This is a genomic window from Thioalkalivibrio sp. (assembly GCF_041690275.1).
Taxonomy (GTDB): domain Bacteria; phylum Pseudomonadota; class Gammaproteobacteria; order Ectothiorhodospirales; family Ectothiorhodospiraceae; genus Thioalkalivibrio.
The window spans coordinates 1-20201 of the sequence record NZ_JAWLHP010000023.1; the positions used below are offsets into that span (position 1 = coordinate 1).

Annotated in this window: 22 protein-coding genes; 4 read left to right on the forward strand and 18 right to left on the reverse strand. The window is 68.3% G+C overall.

Annotated features, from left to right (window positions below; all coding sequences use genetic code 11):
- Window positions 1-843, reverse strand: coding sequence for a 16S rRNA (cytidine(1402)-2'-O)-methyltransferase (rsmI, locus tag ACESMN_RS06025; RefSeq protein WP_373052736.1), 843 nt, complete (start codon window positions 841-843; stop codon window positions 1-3).
- Window positions 844-1069: 226 nt separating this feature from the next.
- On the opposite strand from rsmI, the gene ACESMN_RS06030 reads away from it, so the two are divergent.
- Genes ACESMN_RS06030 through ACESMN_RS06040 form a run of 3 tightly spaced genes read left to right on the forward strand, consistent with a single transcriptional unit; the run spans window position 1070 to window position 4551 of the window.
- Entirely contained in the window at window positions 1070-2809 is a 1740-nt protein-coding gene (locus tag ACESMN_RS06030) for a penicillin-binding protein activator (protein WP_373052697.1), read from the forward strand.
- A 3-nt stretch (window positions 2810-2812) separates the two neighbouring features.
- The gene (locus ACESMN_RS06035) at window positions 2813-3166 is read left to right on the forward strand and encodes a YraN family protein (protein ID WP_373052698.1); all 354 of its coding nucleotides are present in this window, start codon (window positions 2813-2815) and stop codon (window positions 3164-3166) included.
- Window positions 3166-4551, forward strand: a complete 1386-nt coding sequence (locus tag ACESMN_RS06040; RefSeq protein WP_373052737.1) for an FAD-binding oxidoreductase — start codon at window positions 3166-3168, stop codon at window positions 4549-4551. Before ACESMN_RS06035 ends, ACESMN_RS06040 begins: the two co-directional genes overlap by 1 nt.
- On the opposite strand, the gene ACESMN_RS06045 is transcribed toward ACESMN_RS06040, so the two are convergent.
- The 6 genes from ACESMN_RS06045 to ACESMN_RS06070 all read right to left on the reverse strand — a co-directional run bounded on the left by ACESMN_RS06045 (window position 4544) and on the right by ACESMN_RS06070 (window position 9435).
- Window positions 4544-4963, reverse strand: coding sequence for a ClpXP protease specificity-enhancing factor (locus ACESMN_RS06045; protein WP_373052699.1), 420 nt, complete (start codon window positions 4961-4963; stop codon window positions 4544-4546). The genes ACESMN_RS06040 and ACESMN_RS06045 overlap by 8 nt on opposite strands.
- 2 nt (window positions 4964-4965) lie before the next feature.
- The gene (locus ACESMN_RS06050) at window positions 4966-5592 is read right to left on the reverse strand and encodes a glutathione S-transferase N-terminal domain-containing protein (RefSeq protein WP_373052700.1); all 627 of its coding nucleotides are present in this window, start codon (window positions 5590-5592) and stop codon (window positions 4966-4968) included.
- A gap of 91 nt (window positions 5593-5683) precedes the next feature.
- Complete coding sequence (locus ACESMN_RS06055; protein ID WP_373052701.1) at window positions 5684-6424, reverse strand: cytochrome c1; 741 nt, start codon at window positions 6422-6424, stop codon at window positions 5684-5686.
- A complete protein-coding gene (locus ACESMN_RS06060) occupies window positions 6424-7833 on the reverse strand; it encodes a cytochrome b (RefSeq protein WP_373052702.1) in 1410 nt (469 codons plus the stop codon). Before ACESMN_RS06060 ends, ACESMN_RS06055 begins: the two co-directional genes overlap by 1 nt.
- Entirely contained in the window at window positions 7833-8435 is a 603-nt protein-coding gene (gene petA / locus ACESMN_RS06065) for a ubiquinol-cytochrome c reductase iron-sulfur subunit (protein ID WP_373052703.1), read from the reverse strand. The genes ACESMN_RS06060 and petA overlap by 1 nt, the downstream gene beginning before the upstream one ends.
- A gap of 241 nt (window positions 8436-8676) precedes the next feature.
- A complete protein-coding gene (locus ACESMN_RS06070; RefSeq protein ID WP_373052704.1) occupies window positions 8677-9435 on the reverse strand; it encodes a Nif3-like dinuclear metal center hexameric protein in 759 nt (252 codons plus the stop codon).
- An 89-nt stretch (window positions 9436-9524) separates the two neighbouring features.
- On the opposite strand from ACESMN_RS06070, the gene ACESMN_RS06075 reads away from it, so the two are divergent.
- Complete coding sequence (locus tag ACESMN_RS06075) at window positions 9525-10658, forward strand: S1C family serine protease (RefSeq protein ID WP_373052705.1); 1134 nt, start codon at window positions 9525-9527, stop codon at window positions 10656-10658.
- Between the two features lie 18 nt (window positions 10659-10676).
- On the opposite strand, the gene hisC is transcribed toward ACESMN_RS06075, so the two are convergent.
- The 11 genes from hisC to ACESMN_RS06130 form a co-directional block, all read right to left on the reverse strand.
- Window positions 10677-11762, reverse strand: a complete 1086-nt coding sequence (gene hisC, locus ACESMN_RS06080; protein ID WP_373052706.1) for a histidinol-phosphate transaminase — start codon at window positions 11760-11762, stop codon at window positions 10677-10679.
- 30 nt (window positions 11763-11792) lie between these two features.
- Entirely contained in the window at window positions 11793-13094 is a 1302-nt protein-coding gene (hisD, locus tag ACESMN_RS06085) for a histidinol dehydrogenase (protein WP_373052707.1), read from the reverse strand.
- Window positions 13095-13299: 205 nt separating this feature from the next.
- Window positions 13300-14358, reverse strand: a complete 1059-nt coding sequence (locus ACESMN_RS06090; protein WP_373052708.1) for a 3-deoxy-7-phosphoheptulonate synthase — start codon at window positions 14356-14358, stop codon at window positions 13300-13302.
- A 16-nt stretch (window positions 14359-14374) separates the two neighbouring features.
- On the reverse strand, window positions 14375-15001 hold the full coding sequence (gene hisG, locus ACESMN_RS06095; protein WP_373052738.1) for an ATP phosphoribosyltransferase: 627 nt from the start codon (window positions 14999-15001) through the stop codon (window positions 14375-14377).
- Between the two features lie 14 nt (window positions 15002-15015).
- Complete coding sequence (gene murA, locus ACESMN_RS06100) at window positions 15016-16278, reverse strand: UDP-N-acetylglucosamine 1-carboxyvinyltransferase (protein WP_373052709.1); 1263 nt, start codon at window positions 16276-16278, stop codon at window positions 15016-15018.
- Window positions 16279-16375: 97 nt separating this feature from the next.
- Window positions 16376-16684: a lipid asymmetry maintenance protein MlaB gene (locus tag ACESMN_RS06105; protein WP_373052710.1), complete on the reverse strand. Its 309-nt coding sequence runs from the start codon at window positions 16682-16684 to the stop codon at window positions 16376-16378.
- Window positions 16677-17300: a phospholipid-binding protein MlaC gene (locus ACESMN_RS06110; protein ID WP_373052739.1), complete on the reverse strand. Its 624-nt coding sequence runs from the start codon at window positions 17298-17300 to the stop codon at window positions 16677-16679. The genes ACESMN_RS06105 and ACESMN_RS06110 overlap by 8 nt, the downstream gene beginning before the upstream one ends.
- 84 nt (window positions 17301-17384) lie before the next feature.
- A complete protein-coding gene (gene mlaD, locus ACESMN_RS06115) occupies window positions 17385-17843 on the reverse strand; it encodes an outer membrane lipid asymmetry maintenance protein MlaD (protein ID WP_373052711.1) in 459 nt (152 codons plus the stop codon).
- A 41-nt stretch (window positions 17844-17884) separates the two neighbouring features.
- Window positions 17885-18661 carry a lipid asymmetry maintenance ABC transporter permease subunit MlaE gene (gene mlaE / locus ACESMN_RS06120; protein WP_373052712.1) on the reverse strand — a complete coding sequence of 259 codons (777 nt, stop codon included), beginning with the start codon at window positions 18659-18661 and terminating at the stop codon, window positions 17885-17887.
- Complete coding sequence (locus ACESMN_RS06125) at window positions 18654-19454, reverse strand: ABC transporter ATP-binding protein (protein WP_373052740.1); 801 nt, start codon at window positions 19452-19454, stop codon at window positions 18654-18656. Before ACESMN_RS06125 ends, mlaE begins: the two co-directional genes overlap by 8 nt.
- A 131-nt stretch (window positions 19455-19585) precedes the next feature.
- A complete protein-coding gene (locus ACESMN_RS06130) occupies window positions 19586-20191 on the reverse strand; it encodes a hypothetical protein (protein ID WP_373052713.1) in 606 nt (201 codons plus the stop codon).
- Window positions 20192-20201 lie beyond the last annotated feature (10 nt).

The window sequence follows — 20201 nt, forward strand, 5'->3', positions numbered from 1 at the left end:
CTAGGAAGCCGGGTCCCCGGCTGCGAGCTGCAGGGCGCGAGCGTACAGCCGATTGCGTGCGACTCCGGTGATCCGCACCGCCAGGCGGACCGCCTGCTTCAGGGGCAGCTCCCCGACCAGGGCACCGAGCACCCGTTCGACCTCTTCCTCCAGTTCCGGATCGCCCCCGGCATTCTGCATTGGCCGGTGCGGCGCGATTACCAGCACGAATTCGCCCCGGGTCCGGTTCGGATCCCGCTCGATCCAGCCGGCCAGCATCGACGCCGGGCCGAAGAAGTGTTCCTCGAACTGCTTGGTCATCTCCCGGGCGAGGAAGATCCCGCGTTCCGGCGCAAGCTCCGCCAGATCCGCCGCGGTGCCAGCAACCCGGTGCCCGGATTCGAAACAGACCACGGTAACGGGATAGCCCAGCAATGCCCCGAGCCGTTCCCGTCGGGCCGGCCCGGAGGCGGGCAGAAAACCCTCGAAACAGAAGCGGTCGGAGGGCAGGCCGGCAACGGACAACGCCGCGAGCGCAGCACCGGGACCGGGCACCGGCAGCACCTCGAGCCCCGCCTCGCGGCAGGCCCGCACGAGCCGGTAACCGGGATCGGAAAGCAGGGGCGTCCCGGCGTCCGACACCAGCGCGAGGTCCTGACCCTGCCGCAGGCCCTCCACGAGCCCGGGGACCCGGGCCTCCTCGTTGTGCTCGTGCAGGCTCATCAGGGGCGTCGAGATTCCCAGTCGGGACAGCAGGCGCCCGCTGTGACGCGTATCCTCGGCCGCGATCAGATCGACACCTGCCAGCACCCGACGCGCGCGCGGCGCCAGGTCTTCGAGATTTCCTATTGGCGTGGCGACCACCCAGAGTTTCCCGGGTCGCGTTGACAGCGTGTGGCGCTCTTTCAATACTGGCTCCCCCTCATTGGTCCAAGAACCTGTCGTGACTCTAACCCACACCACCCCCTCCACGCCCCGGGCCGCGACAGTGCGGATCCTTGTGGCCGGGTGCCTCGGCATCCTGCTGGCCGCGTGTGCCGCACCCCGACCCGCCCCGCCACCCGCAGCGCCGGAGCCCGAGACGGTCGCGATGAGCCCCGTGGAACGGGCCGGGAACCTGCTGATCGAGGCCGAGTCCACCCCCGATCCGGGACCCGCCCGGACCGCGATCGACGCGGTGCTGGTGCTGGACGAACCGAGCGGTGACCTGGTGCTGCGCGCGGACAGGCTCTGGACGCTGCTGCCCGAGGAAGGGCGCGGCACCCTCGCGGATCGTTACCGCGGGGCGCGTCTGGCGATGCTGCGCGGCGAATCCGGGCGCGCGTTCGAGCGCCTGCCGCCGGTGGACGAGTCGCCGGACACCCGGCTGTACAGGGACGCGCTGGCACTGCATGCGGAACTGCTGACGGCGCACGGACCGACGATGGATGCCCTGCTGGCACGGGTGGAACTGGACCCGTACCTGGTCGACCGGCCCGAGAGGCAGAACGCGAACCAGCAGGCGATCTGGCGGCTGCTTGCAGCGCTGGATCCGGCGGGGCACCGCAGGCTCGGCGCGCTGGAGGAACCGGCGCAGATCCACGGATGGACCGAGCTGTTCCATGGGCTGCGCGAGGCCGGCACCGATCCTGACGCCTTCGCAGAGGCGGTCGCTGACTGGAACCGGGTGCATCCCCGCCACCCGGGTCAGCTCCTGCTGCCGGAACTGCGCGATGCCGCGCTGCGCCCGGTCGATCCACCGGGACGCGTTGCGGTACTGCTGCCACTGACGGGACCTCTCGCCGACCTGGGCAATGCGCTGCTCGAGGGCATCGCCGCGCAGTTCTACCAGGCCCACGGCACGGGCACCTCCCTGCTGATCCTGGATACCGCGGGTGAGGAGGGTCTCGCGGATGCGGCCTACCGCAATGCCCTGCAGCAGGGCGCGGACCGCGTGATCGGCCCGCTGGTGCGCGAGGCGGTGGACCGGGTCGTGACGATCGATTCCAGCGTGCCCACGCTGCTGCTCAACCATCCGTCCCAATCTCTGCGGGCCCCCTTCTGGGTGCTGTCGCTGTCGCCCGAGGACGACGCCCGGGCCGTCGCGCATCGCGCGCACCGGCTGGGCCGCGAGAGGGCGCTGGTACTGGTGCCGGAGGGATCGTTCGGCGACCGCGTCGCCACCGCCTTCAGGGAGTCCTTCGAGCACCAGGACGGACGCGTAACGGCCGAACATCGCTTCGAGGCGCGGGCGCCGGACATCAATGCCCGGATCGGGACCGCGCTGGGCATCGACGCCAGTGAACAGCGCATCCAGCGGGTGCGGCGCGAGACGCAACTGGAACTGGAGGCGGACGCCCAGATCCGGAGCGACATCGACATGATCTTCGTCGCGGGATCGGCTGCGGACCTGCGGCTCGTGGTGCCGCACCTCCACTACCACCGGGCGGGACGGCTGCCGATGCTGGCAACGTCGCACGTTTACGAGGGCCGGCCACAGCCTGACCTCGACGTCGACCTGAGCGGAATCCGTTTCCCGGATGCGCCCTGGCTGCATCCCGACGTCAACCCGGAACCCGGGCTGCTCGCGGAACTGGCCTCCACGGAAGAGGTCGATACCGCGGCCTCGCGTCTGCCGCGGTTCGCCGCACTCGGGATCGACGCGATGGACGTCGCGGCAGAGCTCCCGCTCTACGGGCGCGCCCCGCATCTCGAGATAGGCGGGGTCGCCGGAACCTGGCAGCAGCACCCGCCGACGCGGAACTGGGTGCGGCAGCCGGCCTGGCTGGAATTCCATGCCGGACGCATCCGGCCGGCGTCGATGCATGCCGCCGCGCCGCAGGAGGATTGATTGATGGCACTGCCCGTCGAGCAGGGTCGGGTAGCCGAGGACGGCGCCGAGCGCTTTCTGGTGGATCAGGGCCTGCGCGTGATCGAGCGCAACTTCCGGCGGCGCTTCGGCGAGATCGACCTGATCGCGATGGAGGACGACGTTCTTGTCTTCGTCGAGGTGCGCAAGCGCAGTCACCAGGCCTTCGCCGACGGCGCGGAGAGCATCACCCGGCGCAAGCGGCAGCGCCTCCTGCGCACCGCCGAGGCCTACCTGCAGCAGCGGCGCTGGCGCGGTCCGGTGCGTTTCGACGTGATCGTGATGGATGCCCGCGACCGCATCGAATGGCTGCAGGACGCGATCCAGGCCGACTGGTGATGACGCCGCTGCAGCGCGAACTGGAGCGGCTGCTCCCCGAGCGGGACCGCCTGCTCGATCCGGCGGACTGCTGGGCCTACGGCGCCGACAACTCCCGCCTGCACGCGCCCCCCGAGGCAGTGGCCTTCGTCACCGACGAGCAGATGGCGGTGGAACTGGTCCGGCTCTGCCGGCGGCTGCGCAGCCCCCTGGTGGTGCGCGGCCGCGGCACGGGCACCACCGGCGCGGTGGTCCCCGTGGCGGGCGGCCTGGTGATCTCGATGGAACGCATGAACCGCATCGTGGAGATCGACCCGGACAACCGCTGGCTGGTCGCGCAGCCGGGCGTTACCAACGCCGAGGTGCAGGAGGCTGCGGGCCGGCACGGATTCTTCTGGCCCCCCGACCCGACCAGCAGCGCCTATTGCACCATCGGGGGCAACCTGGCCTGCAATGCAGCCGGTCCACGGGCGGTAAAATATGGCACGCCACGGGACAACACCCTGGGCCTGGCCGCGGTCGCCGGAACCGGAGACGCGTTGCGCACCGGCGTGTACACGACCAAGGGAGTGGTCGGCTACGACCTGACGCGCCTCCTGATCGGTTCGGAGGGCACCCTGGCGCTGCTCACCGAGGCGACCCTGCGGCTTACGCCGGTACCCGAGGCACGACAGCTGCTGCAGGCCGTCTACACCGACATGGCGGCGGCGGCCGCCGCCGTCGCGAGGATCATGGCGCAGCCGGCCACTCCCTGCGCACTGGAGTTCATGGACGCCGGGGCGATCGGGATGATCCGGGGATATGCCGACACCGACCTGCCCGAGCACGCAGGTGCGCTGCTGATGATCGAGGTCGACGGCTCGCAGGCGCAGATCGGCCTGGCCGCGGACGCGGTCCGCGCCGCCGCCGGCGGCCACGGTTGCCTCGGAATCGAGGTCGCGGCCACCGCCGGGGATGCCGAACGCCTGTGGCGGACCCGCAAGGCCCTGTCACCGGCGCTGCGCAATGTCGCGCCAAAAAAGATCAACGAGGACGTCGTCGTCCCGGTGACGAGGATCCCGGCACTGATCGACGGCCTGCAGGCACTGAGCCGCCGGCACGGGATCACGATCGTGAACTTCGGGCATGCGGGCAACGGCAACATCCACGTGAACCTGCTGGTCGACCCGGACGACCCGGCGCAAATGCGCTCGGCGGAGGCCTGCCTCGACGGCGTCTTTGCGCTGGTGCTGGAGCTGCGGGGCACGCTCTCGGGCGAACACGGAATCGGGCTGGTAAAGAAGGAGTTCGTGCGCCGCGAGCTGGATCCGGTGGCGCTGGGACTGATGCGCGGACTGCAGCGGGTCTTCGATCCCGACGGGATCATGAATCCTGGCAAGAGCCTGCCCGACGCCGCCGCTACTTGACGACCTTGAGACTCGGACCCTTGCGTCCGCCGGGCTTCTTGCCCGCATCGGCCGCTTCGCCTTCCCCGGCGCCCTGCCCCTGACCGGTATCCGCGTCACCCCCCGGCTCGCTGCCGAACATCATGCCCTGCCCGTTCTCCCTGGCGTAGATTGCCAGCACCGCCCCGACCGGCACGCTGACCTGCATCGGCTGCCCGGCGAAGCGCGCGGAAAAGGAGATCCAGTCGTTGCCCATATCGAGCCCCTGCACCGCGGCAGGACCGATGTTCAGCGTGATCCTGCCGTCCTGAACGAACTGGGTCGGGACGACCACTCCGGGGCGGGTGGCATCGACCAGCAGGTGCGCGGTCTGCCCGTTGTCGCTGATCCAGTCCAGCAGCGCGCGCAACAGGTACGGGCGTGAGGAGGTCATGGTCATTCCCGCAGTTCCCGCTCGGTGTCGGTCAGGCTGATCTGGAAGGACTCCCGCCCGCAGACGCGGTCGGCGTAGAGCTGGATCGACCTCGGCAGACTGTCGAGCGCGATCCCCGCCGAGGGCAGGCGCCACATCACCGGGGCGATGGCGCTGTCAACGATGCTGAACTCGTCGCTCAGGAAGAAGGGCTTCAGGTCGAAGATCTCGGTGGCGTTCAGCAGGCTCTCGCGCAGCATCTTCCGGGCCCGGGTCAGCGCCGCGCCACTGGACTGGGCGATCAGGTCCATGCCGGCATACCAGTCCCGCTCCACCCGGTACAGCGCAAGGCGGGCCGCCGCCCGGGACACGGGATCGACCGGCATCAGCGGCGGGTGCGGAAAACGCTCGTCCAGATACTCCGTGATCACGTGCGTGCCGTACAGCGCGAGATCACGGTCGACCAGGGTCGGGACCTCGTTGTAGGGGTTCAGGTCGGAGAGGTCCTCCGGCAGCTCATCCGGCGCCAGGCTGACCACGTCGATGGCGATGTCCTTCTCCGCCAGGATGATGCGTATGCGGTGGCAGCGCACGCAGTCATGCGCGGAAAAGAGGGTCATCACTGAACGGCGGTTGGCGACCAGCGCCATGGCTTTCTCCCGATGCCGCGGGACACGCGGAGTGGTGCGGAAACTGGGGACCGGGCGGATCCAGACTGCGAATCGATACCCGATCCGGGCCTTAGTGTACGTCTTTCCAGTATTCCTTTTTCAACAGGTAGGCCAGCACCAGGAACACGAGCAGGAAGCCCAGCACGTACATTCCGAGCCGCTGACGCTCGATCTGCATGGGTTCCCCGAGGTAGACAAGGAAGGTCACGAGGTCGCGGATCGCGCGGTCGTACTCGGGCCCGCTCATGCTGCCGGCCTCGATTACCTGCAGGCGCGTCTCCCCGTCCGCATCGACCTGCTTCTCCTGCCAGCCCTGCAGTTCCCACAACGGATTCGGCATTCCGACATTCTCGTACACCGCATTGTTCACCCCCAGCGGCCGGGAGTCGTCGAGGTAGAAACTGCGCAGAAAGGTGTACAGCCAGTCCTTGCCCCGCACCCGCGACACCAGCGTCAGATCGGGAGGCGCCACACCGAAGGCCTCCTCGGCGTAGACCGGGGTCATCGCGTTGGTGATCAGGGAGCCGACACCGACGGGTTCGCCCTGCTCGTCGGTGGTAAAGATCAGGGATTGGGCGACCTGGTTCTCGGTGAGTCCGAGGTCACGACCCAGCCGGTTGTAGCGCATGTATTCCGCGGAATGGCAGCCCACGCAGTAGTTGAAAAACAGCTGCGCGCCGCGTTGCAGCGAGGCCTGGTCGGTGACGTCCACCGGGGCCCGGTCCAACGACACGGAAGGGTCGGCGGCCTGCAGCGACACGGGCATCAGGGCCACGAAGACCATGGCGATCAGAGCGATTGACGGTTTCATCAGGCGGTCACCCTTTCCGGAACGGCACGGTCTCGGCCAAGGCCGCGTGCCAGCACGGGCACGAGCATCGTCACGAACAGATAGGCGGTCGGCAGCAGCCACATGGTCATCACCAGCGCCCCGTCGGTGCTGCCGATGCGGAGGGAATCGTAGTAGGTATAGATCCCGACGATGACTGCGAAGGCGATCGCGCTGAAGGCCGCCGAGCGTTCCCGGCTGTGGAACCAGAGCAGCCAGAAGAACAGGAAGTACATCGTGCTCAGCCGCAGACCCAGTTCTCCGTACAGGGCGCTGACCGGCTGTGCCCCCAGGTAACCCAGCACGATGAAGGTCACCGCGAACACGCCGAGGTTGATGCGATGGACGGGAGCGCGGTACCGGATCGACTTCACCGGGTTGCGGTCCAGCCAGGGCACGAAGAACAGGATGACGACCGCAGCCCCCATCGCCACCACGCCGAGGAACGGGTCGGGCACGGCCCGGAGCACGGTGTAGAAGGAGGTGAAATACCAGACCGGCGCGATGTGCTCGGGCGTTGCGAGCGGATCGGCCGGCTCGAAGTTCGCGTGCTCCAGGAAATAGCCGCCCATCTCCGGCGCGAAGAACACCACGGCGAAGAACGCGATGAAGAACACGCCGACACCGACCAGGTCCTTCACGGTGTAGTAGGGATGGAACCGGATGCCGTCGCGCGGCACACCGTTTTCATCCTTGTCCTTCTTGATCTCCACACCGTCGGGGTTGTTGGACCCGACCTCGTGCAGGGCAATGATGTGCGCGACCACCAGCAGCAGCAGCACCAGAGGCAGCGCGATCACATGCAGCGCGAAGAAGCGGTTCAGCGTCGCGTCCGAGATCAGGAAGTCCCCGCGAATCCACGTCACCAGATCGGGGCCGATATAGGGAATGGTCGCGAAGAGATTCACGATCACCTGCGCCCCCCAGTAGGACATCTGGCCCCAGGGCAGCAGATAGCCCATGAAGGCCTCGGCCATCAGCACCACGTAGATCAGTACACCGAAGACCCAGATCAGCTCCCGGGGCTTCTTGTAGGAGCCGTACAGCAGCGCCCGGAACATGTGCAGATAGACGACGATGAAGAAGAATGAGGCACCGGTGGAGTGCATGTAGCGGATCAGCCAGCCCCACTCGACGTCCCGCATGATGTACTCGACGGAGGCAAAGGCAAGCGCCGCATCCGGCTTGTAGAACATGGTCAGGAAGATGCCGGTAACGATCTGGATCACGAGCACCAGCAGCGCGAGCGACCCGAAGTAGTACCAGAAATTGAAGTTCTTCGGCGCGTAGTACCGCGCGAGGTGTTCGTTCCAGAGCTGTGACAACGGAAAGCGGGCATCCACCCAGCCCAGCAGCCCACCCTGGATCTTGTCAGCGGAATTGCCTGCCATTATGCGGTGCCTCCATCGGCGTGTTCACCCACGATGATCAGGTCATCATTCACGAAGCGGTACGGGGGTACCTCGAGGTTCAGCGCCGCAGGCACGTTCCGGTAGACCCGTCCCGCCATGTCGAACCGCGACCCGTGGCAAGCGCAGAGCCAGCCACCCGGCCAGTCCTCACCGATGTCCGCCACCCCGATCTCGGGGCGGAAGGCGGGCGAGCAGCCAAGGTGCGTGCAGATGCCGATCAGTACCAGGATCTCGGGCTGGATCGAGCGGTGCGGGTTGCGGGCGTAGTCGGGCTGCTGGGTGACCACCTCGGAGTCCGGATCGCGCAGCCGGTCGCGGATCTCGGGGAGCAGCTCCAGCATCTCCGGCGTGCGTCGGACCACCCAGATCGGGCGGCCGCGCCAGGCCACGCTGATGCGCTGCCCCGGCTCGATCTCGGCGACATTGACTTCGACAGGAGCACCGGCCGCCTGCGCACGGGCGCTGGGTTTCCACGACACCAGGAGGGGTGTCGCCAGGGCCACGACGCCCGCACCACCCACCACCGAGGTCGCTGCCACAAGGAACCTGCGGCGACCTCGATTCACGCCTTGGTTTGCCATCTTCGCTCTCTCCAGCTGCTGTTTCCGGTGCGTTCACGCTGGCGGTGGCTCGGCGGCGTCCGGCAAAGCCGGCGATCAGGCCTGCGCGCCATCGTGGCGCCCTCTTCGGGGCCGATGTAATCAAATAGAATTCCCTAAAACGCTAATGGGGTCAACCCGCGTGCCGGTGGGGACAAGCCCGTGGCGCCAGGGAACGGCCACAGGGACTGTGACCCGGTCGCTGAATGCCGGTTCGGATGGCTCAGGCCGGGTTGGGTATATCGATGAAGCGGTGGTCGACTCCGAAGCGTTCGGCGCACCAGGCGCCGAGGGCCCGGGGTCCGTAGCGCTCCGTTGCGTGATGACCGGCGGCAAAGTAGTGCACGCCGAGTTCCCGGGCCTCGTGGGTTGTCTGCTCGGAGATCTCGCCGCTGATGAAGGCATCGACCCCATGCCCGGCGGCGGTCGCGAGCATGGACTGCGCCCCTCCGGTGCACCAGGCCAGGCGGCGCACGGGGTGCGCACCCCCCTGAACCCAGGTCGGCTGGCGTCCGAGGACTGCGCCGATCCGGATGGCAAGCTGTTCCGGCGGGCATGGCTCCGGAAGCCGGCCGACCAGTCCGATGCCGTCCGGGCGCAATGATCCCTCCGGCACCAGGCCCAGTTCGAGCCCGAGCTGCGCGTTGTTGCCGAGTTCCGGGTGCGCGTCCAGCGGCAGGTGGTAGGCAACGAGATTGATGTCATGCTGCAGGAGCGCCTGCAGCCGGCGCCGCTTCATGCCCACCACGGGCTGCGGCTCGCCGCGCCAGAAATATCCGTGATGCACCAGGATCAGGTCGGCTTCCTGCTCCGCCGCGGCGCGAATCAGCGCATGCGAGGCGGTCACGCCGCTGATGATGCGCCGGATCTCCGGGCGCCCCTCGACCTGCAGCCCATTGGGGCAGTAATCCTCGAAGCGCTCCGGCTCCAGTATCCGGTCAAGCGCTTCGAGAAGGGTGTCACGGGCGATGGTGGCCGGCATCAGGGGACCTCGCGGATCAGGCGCTGATGTGCCCGGGAACAGCAGGCGCACGGGCACTCGAGAGAGATTGACAGTAATATATCGGCATCATGGTGAAGCTTTCGCGTTTCCTGCTGCAAGCGACCCTGGCCGGCATCGCGGTCGCGGTGGTCATTGCACTGCTCTTCCCCGCACTGCTCGACGGCGACCGCAGCGGTACCGCTGCCGGGCCGCCGCCGGAGGAGCCGCGGCAAACCCTGCAGGGTCCGGTCTCCTATGCGCCCGCGGTGGCCCGGGCCGCACCGGCGGTGGTGAACATCATGACCTCCCGCATGGTGGAGGTGCCGCATCCACTCACCGACGAACCCGAAGCGGACCCCTTCTTCCCGGAGATGCCTCACGGACCCCGGGACCGCGAGCAGGCCAGCCTCGGCTCGGGCGTGATCATGACGCCGAACGGGCACATCCTCACCAACCATCACGTGATCGAGCAGGCCGAGGCCATCGCCGTGGTGCTCGCGAACGGAGACGCGCACCCCGCTGCGATCATCGGCATCGACACGGAGACCGACCTCGCGGTCCTGCGCATCGCTGCCACGGAGATCACCGCGGCCACCGTCGGACAGTCCCGGAACCTGGAGGTCGGGGACGTCGTACTGGCGATCGGCAATCCCTTCGGTGTGGGCCAGACCGTCACCAAGGGCATCGTCAGCGCCACGGACCGGACCGAGCTGGGGATCAACCTCTTCGAGGACTTCATCCAGACGGACGCGGCCATCAACCCCGGGAACTCCGGCGGTGCGCTGATCAACGCACTCGGTGAGCTGGTGGGCATCAATACGGCGATCTTCACCCGCTCGGGCGGATCTCACGGCATCGGTTTCGCGATCCCGGTGGACCTGGCGCGCGAGGTGATGACAGAGATCATCGAAAAGGGCTACGTGACGCGCGGCTGGCTGGGTATCGAGGTGCAGGCGATGGACCGTGCCCTGGCCGAGTCCTTCGGACTGGAACGTCCCCGTGGCGTCCTGATTGCCGGCATCCTCAAAGGCGGACCGGCCGCGCGGGCCGGCCTGCAGCCGGGAGACGTGGTCGTCCGCCTGGACGATCAGCGCGTGGACAATGCGCGCGAGGCCCTCAACGCGATCGCCCGCAAGCGCCCTGGCGAGAAGATCGGCATCGAGGCGCTGCGCGAAGGAGAGACACTGCAACTCGAGGCCACTGTGGATCAGCGCCCGGTCTGATCTGCGTCCGGCAGCGGTTCAGGCGGGATTCGGGAGGGCGCTGGCGAGCGCCGCGAGGAAGGCATCGTTCTCCGCCGGGGCTCCCACCGTGACCCGCAGATGATCGGCGAGCACCCCGCCACCGCGCCCCACGTCCTTGATCAGGATGCCCGAAGCCAGCAGGGACTCGAAGGCCGCGCGTCCCTGCCCGGACGGGACCTCGAAGAGGATGAAATTGGCCTCGCTCGGCACCACCCGGCGCACGCCCGGAAGCGCCCCGAGTGCCGTCGCAACCCTGGTGCGCTCCTGGCGCAGCAGCCCGGCCTGTCGTTCCAGCCTGCCCCCGTGCTCGAGCGCGAACAGGATCGAGCGCTGGGTCAGCGTGTTCACGTTGTAGGGCAGGCGCAGTCGGTCCAGCGCATCGACCCAGTCCGCGGAAGCCGCCAGGTACCCGAGCCGCAGCCCCGCGAGCCCGAGCTTCGACAGCGTGCGCATCACCATCAGGCCCGGGGGCGTGCCGGCCCGGGGCAGGAAGCTGTGACTGGCGAAGGGGGCGTAGGCCTCGTCGATCACCGTGACGCCCGGGTTGGCCGCCACCAGTTCGGCGACCATTGCGGGATCGTACAGGCGACCCGTCGGGTTGTTCGGAAACGCGAGAAACAGCAGCGCCGGCCGTTCCCGCTCCAGCACCCGCAGCAGCGCCGGCAGGTCGAGGTCGAAGTCCGGCGCGAGCGGCACACCGATGAAGGGAACGCCGGCCGCACGCGCGAGCACCTCGTACATCACGAAGGTGGGCACTGGCGAGACGACCGGTCGGCCACTGCCCTGCACGGCCGTGATCAGGATCTGGATCAGCTCATCGGAACCGTTGCCGAGCAGGCACCCGGCCTCCACGGGCACCCCGTGCGCGGCGCGCAGGGCCGCGGTCGTCTCCCGCCCTCCCGGGTCGGGGTAGCGGTTCAGCTCCACCCCGCGCAGGGCCTCGAGCCACGCCGCCTCGAGTTCGCCGGGCCAGGGGAAGGGATTCTCCATCGCGTCGAGCTTGATCAGTCCGGCGGCATCCGCGACCGCGTAGGCGGCACGCTCCAGCACCTCGGGACGCATCAGTTCAGACGGACGGGTCATGCGGGTCCTTCCGCTGCTGCCGACGACGCGCTATTCACCACGCATCTCGGCCGAACGGGCGTGGGCGATCAGGCCCTCGCCCCGCGCGAGCACCGAGGCCGTGCGCCCCAGTTCCGCGGCCCCTTCCGGCGAACACTGGATGATGCTGGAACGCTTCTGGAAGTCATAGACACCCAGCGGCGACGAGAAGCGCGCGGTGCGCGAGGTCGGCAGCACATGGTTCGGCCCGGCGCAGTAGTCGCCCACGGCCTCGCAGGTGTAACGCCCCATGAAGACCGCACCGGCATGGCGCAGCCCGGCGTCGAGCAGCGCCCGGGGATCGGCGACCGAGAGCTCGAGGTGTTCGGGAGCGATGTGATTGGCCACGCGGATCGCCTCGTTCAGATCGCGGACCCGGATCAGCGCACCCCGATCACCGAGGCTGGCCCGGATGATCTCCTCACGCGGCATCTCCTGCAGCAGCCGGTCCATCGCCGCGGCGACCCGGTCGAGGAAACCCGCGTCCGGGGAGAGCAGGATGGACTGGGCCTGCTCGTCGTGCTCGGCCTGCGAGAAGAGGTCCGCGGCGATCCAGTCGGGATCGGTCTGCCCGTCGCAGACCACCAGGATCTCCGAGGGGCCCGCGATCATGTCGATGCCGACGGTTCCGAAGACCTCGCGCTTGGCGGCGGCGACGAAGATGTTCCCCGGCCCGACGATCTTGTCCACCGCCGGAACCGTCTGCGTGCCGTAGGCCAGCGCCGCCACCGCCTGCGCCCCACCGAGGGTGAACACACGATTCACGCCGGCAATGGCCGCGGCCGCCAGCACCATGTCGTTCAGCTCGCCATCCGGCGCCGGAACCACCATCGCCAGCAGGGGCACGCCGGCAACCTTCGCCGGAATCGCGTTCATCAGCACCGAGGAGGGGTAGGCCGCCTTGCCTCCGGGTACGTACAGACCGACGGAGTCGAGCGGCGTCACGCGCTGCCCGAGCAGCGTGCCGTCCGGCTCCTCGATCACCCAGTCCTGCATGCGCTGTTGTTCCGCATAGCGGCGGATGCGCCCGGCGGCCTGCTCCAGGGCATCGCGCTGGACGGCCGGGATGCGCTCCAGCGCCTGGCGCAGCCGTTCCGGCGGGACCTCCAGCTCGCCGGCACTGGCCAGGTGCAGGCGATCGAAGCGTTCCGTGTAGCGGAGCAAGGCGGCGTCGCCCTCTCTGCGCACCGCTTCCAGGATCTCGTCCACGATGGCACGGACCCCGTGGTCGGCCACCGACTCCCACGCCAGCAGGCGGTCCAGTTCGCTCCAGAACCGCTCGTCCCGGCTGTCGAGGCGCTTGATCTCAGGCATGGCTGCTGACTCCCGTCACTGTCGGACGAACGGCCCGATGGCCGTCCGGAGTTCCACGATGATGGCGCTCCGCGCGGTCTTCGTTTTACCCGGTGATCACGAAGACTCCGCAGACCGTCCTGTTCGCGCGCGCACGGTTGGCCCGTCGCGTTGTATTCGGCATGGCCTTCTCCAGCGCCGGCGCATTGGTGATGACCAGACCGTGTTATCCGGACTCGCGGCGCCGGCGCGCGGCGGTGGCCAGCACGCGCAGCGCCGCCTCGGAATCATCCCAGCCCATGCAGGCATCGGTGATGCTCTGCCCGTAGACCAGCGGCCTGCCCGCGACGATGTCCTGCCGGCCGGGCTGCAGGTGACTCTCGAGCATCGCGCCGATGATGCGCCGGTCCCCGTCACCGACCTGGTCCGCGATCGTGCGCACCACATCGACCTGTCGCGCCGGATCCTTGCGGCTGTTGGCGTGGCTGCAATCCACCATCACCGTCTCCGGCAGATCGGCCGCCTGCAGCTGACCGCAGGCCCGGGCGATGCTCTGCGCATCGTAGTTGGGCTGACGTCCGCCGCGCAGGATGATGTGGCAATCCTCGTTGCCGGCGGTGGAGAAGATCGCCGAACGCCCCGCCTTGGTCATGGACAGGAAGTGGTGAGGCCTCGACGCGGAGCGGATCGCGTCGATCGCGATCTGCAGACTGCCGTCGGTCGAGTTCTTGAAGCCTACCGGGCACGACAGTCCCGACGCCAGCTCGCGGTGCACCTGACTCTCGGTGGTCCGGGCCCCGATCGCGCCCCATGACACCAGGTCGGCGATGTACTGCGGGCTGATCAGATCAAGGAACTCGGTGGCCGCGGGCATGCCGCGCTCGGCCAGGTCGCGCAGCAGGCCGCGCGCGATGCGCAGCCCCCGGTTGATCTGGAAGCTGCCATCCAGGTCGGGATCGTTGATCAGCCCCTTCCAGCCCACGGTGGTGCGCGGCTTCTCGAAATAGACGCGCATCACCACCTCGAGGGCGTCGCCGAACTCCTCGCGCAGCGCGCCCAGCCGCCCGGCGTACTCCAGCGCCGCATCGACATCGTGGATCGAGCAGGGTCCGACGACCACCAGCAGACGGTCGTCCTCGCCATGCAGGATGCGGTGGATCGCGGCCCGGGCGCTGTAGACCGTGTCGGCGGCCGCGTCGGTCAGCGGCAGCTCCCCGCGCACGGCGTCCGGAGGGGAGACCTCGTCGATGGACTTGATTCGCAGATCGTCGGTGGCGTGGCTCATCGTGAATCCAGTGGCCTCAGGAGGCCGGCGTCAGGGCGGGTTGCAGGCCCTCGATCAGCTGTTGAATGCGTGCATGCTGCATCTTCATCGCAGCCTTGTTGACCACCAGCCGGGAACTGATTCGGGCGATCAGCTCCAGCGGCTCGAGGCCGTTGGCCTTCAGGGTGTTGCCGGTGTCGACCAGGTCGACGATATAGTCGGCCAGCCCGACCAGCGGCGCCAGTTCCATCGATCCGTACAGCTTGATGATCTCGACCTGCCGCCCCTGGGCCGCGAAGTGGCGCTGGGTGACGTTCACGAACTTGGTCGCGATGCGCAGGTGCCGGGCGCTGGCCGCGTGTCCCGGCCGGCCCGCGAGCATCAGGCGGCAGCGTGCGATGCCGAGGTCCAGCGGCTCGTACAGACCGGTCGCTCCATGTTCCATCAGCACGTCCTTCCCGGCAACGCCGACCGCGGCCGCGCCGTACTGGACGTAGGTCGGCACGTCGGTGGCGCGCACCACGACGATGTTCACGTCGGGACGGCTGGTGCCGATGATCAGCCTGCGCGTCTTCGCCGGATCCTCCAGCGGCACGATCCCCGCACGTTCCAGCAGCGGCAGCGTCTCCTCCAGGATGCGCCCCTTCGACAGCGCGATGGTCATGGCCTCCGCGGCGTTCACCGGCTGGGCTCCCTGCGGATCGTCGCACCGATCTGCCGCAGCTTCTCCTCGATGCATTCGTATCCCCGGTCGATGTGGTAGATGCGGTCCACCGCGGTCTCGCCCTCCGCCACCAGTCCCGCAAGGATCAGACTGGCGGACGCGCGCAGGTCGGTGGCCATTACCGGAGCCCCGCGCAACTGCTCGACACCGGCGACGATCGCGGTGTTCCCCTCGATACGGATGTCCGCGCCCATGCGCTGCAATTCCTGGGCGTGCATGAACCGGTTCTCGAACACCGTCTCGATCACCGATCCGGTCCCGGAGCCCGCCGCGTTCAGCGTCATCATCTGCGCCTGCATGTCGGTCGGAAAGGCCGGGAACGGAGCGGTGCGCAGGTTCACGCACCTCGGCCGGCGCCCGCGCATGTCCGCCTCGATCCAGTCGGGGCCTGAATCGATCCGGGCGCCGGCCTCGGCCAGCTTCAGCAGCACCGCGTCCAGGAGCTCCGGCCGGGTGTTGCGCGTGCGCACGTGGCCCCGGGTCACGGCGGCCGCCACCAGGAAGGTGCCCGTCTCGATCCGGTCCGGCATCACCTCGTATTCGCAGCCCGTCAGCCGCTCCACCCCGGTCACGCGGATGGTGTCTGTCCCCGCACCCTGGATCCTCGCGCCCATGCGCGCCAGGAAGCAGGCAAGGTCGACCACCTCGGGTTCGCGGGCGGCGTTCTCGATCACGCTCTCGCCATCGGCGAGCGTCGCCGCCATCAGCAGGTTCTCGGTGCCGGTGACCGTCACCTGATCAAAGACGATGCGGGCGCCCTGCAGTCGGTCGGCCCGGGCATGGATGTACCCGGCCTCGACCTCGATCTGCGCACCCATCGCTTCCAGGCCCTTCAGGTGCAGGTTCACCGGACGGCTGCCGATCGCACAGCCCCCCGGCAGCGAGACATCGGCCTGTCCGAACCGCGCCAGCAGTGGCCCCAGCACCAGGATCGAGGCGCGCATGGTCTTCACCAGATCGTAGGGCGCCACGCATTCGGTCAGCGTGGTCGGGTCGACCTCGATCCGCATGCGCTCGTCCACGGTGAGCGTCACGCCCATACGGCCGAGCAGCTCCATGGTCGTGGTGACGTCCTGCAGGTGCGGCACGTTCCCGACGACCACCGGACCATCCGCGAGCAGCGTTCCCGCCAGAATCGGCAGCACCGCGTTCTTCGCACCGGATATCCGGACCTGCCCCTCCAGCGGGCGGCCACCACTGACGATCAGTTTGTCCATCTGAGACTCGGAAGGGCCCTCGCGGGTACCGCGGCGTTCGAAAACCGGCGATCATAACCGAAAGCATCGGTGGCCGCCCATCCGGCCCGGTTGCGGATCAGTCCGAGGCTGCCACGCCGAACACCGGCTCGAGCGCGTAGAGCTGCAGGAGCGGCTGCAGGTCCGCCGGTATCGCCGCCAACCGGAGACTCGCGCCCGAGCGTTCGCGGTGGCGCCAGAACTCGACCAGCATCGCGGCACCGGCACTGTCGATCCGCGTGACACCCGAGAGGTCGAGCGTGCCCGCCTCCGGCAGCCGGGCCAGCAACCGGCGACCCCGCGACAGCAGCGGGGCGACGGTGTTCAGGGTGACGGGACCGGACAGCCGCAGCACGCTCCCGTCGAGCGCCAGCGAGGGTTCAGCCACGGTCTTCGTTGCCTTCCGGAACGGCCTCCTCGATCAACGAGCGGTCGCCCTCCTCGAGGCGCACGATCAGGGCGTCCAGACCATCGCGGCGGATCTCGGTGTTGAAGGTCGAGCGGAAGTTGCCCACGAAGCTCAGGCCCTCCGCCTCGACGTCGAAGACCCTCCATTCGCCGCCCACCGGACGCAGCCGGTAGTTCACGACGATGTTCGGCTGGCCGCTGCCGCCCTCGATCTCGGTGGCGACCACCGCCATCCGGTCATCCTGTCGGGACCGCCGCGGAATCACCATCACGCGCCGGTCCAGATAATCAGCCAGCCGCACGCCGTAGGCGTTGAGCAGGGTGCTCCGGAAGGCCTCGATGAAGCGGCGGCGCTGTTCGGGGCTGGCATCGCGCCAGTGGCGGGCGAGGATCAGCCGGGCCATACCGTCGACGTCCACCAGCGGCAGGATCTCGTCCTCGATCACCTCCAGCACGAAATCGGGGTCCTCCTGTGCCCGGGCCTCGTTGGACCTGAGCGTGTCGAGAACACGGTTGATCGCCTCCTCGACGAGTTGCGTGGACTCCGCGGCCTGCAGGGGCGACGCGCCGAGGGCGCACGCGAACAGGAGCAGCATGCCCGCCAGCGCGGCGTGCAGTCGTTTTCTCATTTCCATTTCGCCTCCATCGTCATCCTCGGACCGCCGGCCTGGTCCGGCCGTTCAATCACTCGAGAGGTCGGTCAGCACACGGCCGATCATGTTCTCCAGCACCAGTGCCGACTGCGTCAACAGGACCTCGTCACCATCCGCCAGCACCTCGAAGTCCCCCCCGGGCTCCAGCGCGACGTACTGCTCGCCGAGCAGCCCGGCGGTGAAGATGCTGGCCTGCGTATCCGCGGGAAGGTAGTCCTGTCCGGACTGGATGGCCAGGGCCACGCGCGCCTGGAAACGCTCGGCATCGTAGGCGATCGCCGACACGCGGCCGATGCGCACGCCCGAGACCGTCACCGGGGAGCGCACCTTCAGGCCGCCGATGTGATCGAAGTAGGCGATCACCTCGTAGGTGTCAGCGTCCCGATACTCTCCGATGTTGCTGACCTGGATCGCCAGGTAGAACAGCGCCGCGATGCCCAGCAGCACGAACAGGCCCACCGAGATTTCCAGATAGCGCAGCTTCATTGCGTTTCCTCCTGATGACGTGGCCGCGTCGCGGCGGCCGGTCAGGTAAACATCAGTCCCGTCAGGGCGAAGTCGAGTCCGAGTACCGCCAGCGCCGACATCACCACGGTCTGGGTGGTGGCGAGCGAGATCCCCTCGGAGGTCGGCTCGGCGTCGAAGCCCTGGAAGATCGCGATCCACGTGACCACGAAGCCGAACACGATGCTCTTGATCACGCCGGAGAGCACGTCCTCGCGCCAGTCCGTCACCGACTGCATCTGCGAAAAGTAGGATCCGCTGTCCACACCCAGCAGTCCCACCCCCACCAGATACCCCCCGATCACGCCCACCGCGCTGAACATCGCTGCCAGCAGCGGCAGGGACAGGAATCCGGCAAAGAATCGCGGCGCGAACACCCGACGGTAGGGATCGACCGCCATCATCTCCATCGCCGAGAGCTGCTCGGTGGTCTTCATCAGGCCGATCTCGGCGGTCAGGGCGGAGCCCGCGCGACCCGCGAACAGGAGCGCGGTGACCACGGGACCCAGTTCCCGGACCAGCGACAGGGCCACCGCGCCACCGAGGGCCTCGGCCGCGCCAAAATTGACCAGCGTGATGTACCCCTGGTAGGCGAGCACCATGCCGACGAAGAGGCCCGAAACCACGATGATCAGCAGCGATCGCACGCCGACGGAATGAATCTCGGCCAGCGTCAGCCGATACCTGCGCACGACCGCGTCCTGGGAGCGCAGGACCCGGAAGAGGAAGATCGACGCGCGCCCGAGCAGCGACAGCCAGTTCAGGCCGGAACGCCCCAGATTCGCGAGGAAGTCACCCATGTCCGGATTCGCGCTCGCGCATCAGATCGTCGCGGTAGCTGTCGCCGGGATAGTGGAAGGGCACCGGCCCGTCCGGGCGGCCGTCGAGGAACTGCTCACTCCACTGCGAGGCCCCCGCGCGCACCTGGTCCACGGTTCCGGCGTCCATCACGCGTCCCTCCGCGATCAGCACGACATGATCCGAGATCTCCATCGCCTCGGCCACGTCGTGGGTGACCAGCACGCTGGTCAGACCCAGGGTGCTGTTGGTGCGCCGTATCAGCGTCACGATCTGGCCCATCGTGATCGGATCCAGACCGGCGAAGGGCTCGTCGTAGAGGATCATGTCGGGGTCCAGCGCGATGGCCCGGGCCAGCGCGACGCGCCGCGCCATGCCTCCCGAGAGCTCGGCCGGACTCAGGTCACGCGCCGCGCGCAGTCCCACCGCCTCGAGCTTCATCAACACCAGGTTGCGGATCAGTTCCTCCGGCAGGTCCGTGTGCTCGCGCAGCGGAAAGGCGACGTTCTCGAACACGTTCATGTCGGTCAGCAGCGCGCCGGTCTGGAACAGCATTCCCATGCGCTTGCGCAGCGCGTACAGGCGGCGGGTCGACAGCCGTGCCACCTCTTCCCCGTCCACCCAGATCCGGCCGCTCTCGGGGCGCAGCTGCCCCCCGATCAGGCGAAGCAGCGTTGTCTTGCCGGTACCGCTGGGACCCATCACGGTGGTCACGCGACCGCGCGGAACCGTCATGGACAGGCCGTCGAAGACGACCTTTCGCCCGCGCCGGAACACGAGGTCTTCGACCACCACGTGCGGCGTATCGTCGCCCCGGGCATCGTTCACCTTGCAACCATCCTTGTGAAAATCCAGCGGCTCAGTCTGAGAGCGCCCCGGCCCGCCGTCAACCTGTGGGCCGTCCGGTCCGGAGCCGGGGGCATGCCTCAGTCCCGTTTCCAGTCGAGACCGCCGAGCCGAAGAATGGTCTGCGCCTGCTCGAGTTCTCGCGGGCCGCTGCGCAGGAAGGCCAGGGTGTCGCGACCCGGCGTCGCGGCGGCATGCAGCGATTCCAGCAGGGCCCGCCACTGCCGCGGGTCCAGTCCGGTCTCCGGTTCCAGCACCAGTACCGTCTCGAGCCCGTTCGTCCAGGCCTGCGCGGACCTCACACCGGCAACCACCGGGTCCTCCACCCGGCGGAAGACCTTTGCCGGTTCCAGTGACAACGGGGCCTCGGCGGCCGCGTCCGGGAACAGGAAACCGCCGAGGCGCTCCCCGAGCCGAGCCGCAACCCGGAGACAGTCGGCGCCGGCGCGCGCCGGGACCTCCAGGTACAGGCGCAGTTCCTCAGGCACCTCCTGCAGCCGGCAGTCATCCGCGGCCCAGCTCGGCCAATGGTCGACCGGTGACAGCAGGTCTGGCCAGAAGTGGGCGTAATAGGCAAGCCTCCAGTCGGCGGGCAGATCCTCCGGGTAAAACGACCGCCAGGCGGGGTTCTCATCGTCCTCCACCGCAGCCACGCGCAATCCGCCGTGGGGGGCTTCCGCTGACATCAGGCAATCT

Coding starts and splice junctions, on each gene's coding strand:
- ACESMN_RS06030 (WP_373052697.1), top strand. CDS start 1,070: ATGAGCCCCGTGGAACGGGCCGGGAACCTGCTGATCGAGGCCGAGTCC.
- ACESMN_RS06035 (WP_373052698.1), top strand. CDS start 2,813: ATGGCACTGCCCGTCGAGCAGGGTCGGGTAGCCGAGGACGGCGCCGAG.
- ACESMN_RS06040 (WP_373052737.1), top strand. CDS start 3,166: ATGACGCCGCTGCAGCGCGAACTGGAGCGGCTGCTCCCCGAGCGGGAC.
- ACESMN_RS06045 (WP_373052699.1), bottom strand. CDS start 4,963: ATGACCTCCTCACGCCCGTACCTGTTGCGCGCGCTGCTGGACTGGATC.
- ACESMN_RS06050 (WP_373052700.1), bottom strand. CDS start 5,592: ATGGCGCTGGTCGCCAACCGCCGTTCAGTGATGACCCTCTTTTCCGCG.
- ACESMN_RS06055 (WP_373052701.1), bottom strand. CDS start 6,424: ATGAAACCGTCAATCGCTCTGATCGCCATGGTCTTCGTGGCCCTGATG.
- ACESMN_RS06060 (WP_373052702.1), bottom strand. CDS start 7,833: ATGGCAGGCAATTCCGCTGACAAGATCCAGGGTGGGCTGCTGGGCTGG.
- petA (WP_373052703.1), bottom strand. CDS start 8,435: ATGGCAAACCAAGGCGTGAATCGAGGTCGCCGCAGGTTCCTTGTGGCA.
- ACESMN_RS06070 (WP_373052704.1), bottom strand. CDS start 9,435: ATGCCGGCCACCATCGCCCGTGACACCCTTCTCGAAGCGCTTGACCGG.
- ACESMN_RS06075 (WP_373052705.1), top strand. CDS start 9,525: ATGGTGAAGCTTTCGCGTTTCCTGCTGCAAGCGACCCTGGCCGGCATC.
- hisC (WP_373052706.1), bottom strand. CDS start 11,762: ATGACCCGTCCGTCTGAACTGATGCGTCCCGAGGTGCTGGAGCGTGCC.
- hisD (WP_373052707.1), bottom strand. CDS start 13,094: ATGCCTGAGATCAAGCGCCTCGACAGCCGGGACGAGCGGTTCTGGAGC.
- ACESMN_RS06090 (WP_373052708.1), bottom strand. CDS start 14,358: ATGAGCCACGCCACCGACGATCTGCGAATCAAGTCCATCGACGAGGTC.
- hisG (WP_373052738.1), bottom strand. CDS start 15,001: ATGACCATCGCGCTGTCGAAGGGGCGCATCCTGGAGGAGACGCTGCCG.
- murA (WP_373052709.1), bottom strand. CDS start 16,278: ATGGACAAACTGATCGTCAGTGGTGGCCGCCCGCTGGAGGGGCAGGTC.
- ACESMN_RS06110 (WP_373052739.1), bottom strand. CDS start 17,300: ATGCTGCTCCTGTTCGCGTGCGCCCTCGGCGCGTCGCCCCTGCAGGCC.
- mlaD (WP_373052711.1), bottom strand. CDS start 17,843: ATGAAGCTGCGCTATCTGGAAATCTCGGTGGGCCTGTTCGTGCTGCTG.
- mlaE (WP_373052712.1), bottom strand. CDS start 18,661: ATGGGTGACTTCCTCGCGAATCTGGGGCGTTCCGGCCTGAACTGGCTG.
- ACESMN_RS06130 (WP_373052713.1), bottom strand. CDS start 20,191: ATGTCAGCGGAAGCCCCCCACGGCGGATTGCGCGTGGCTGCGGTGGAG.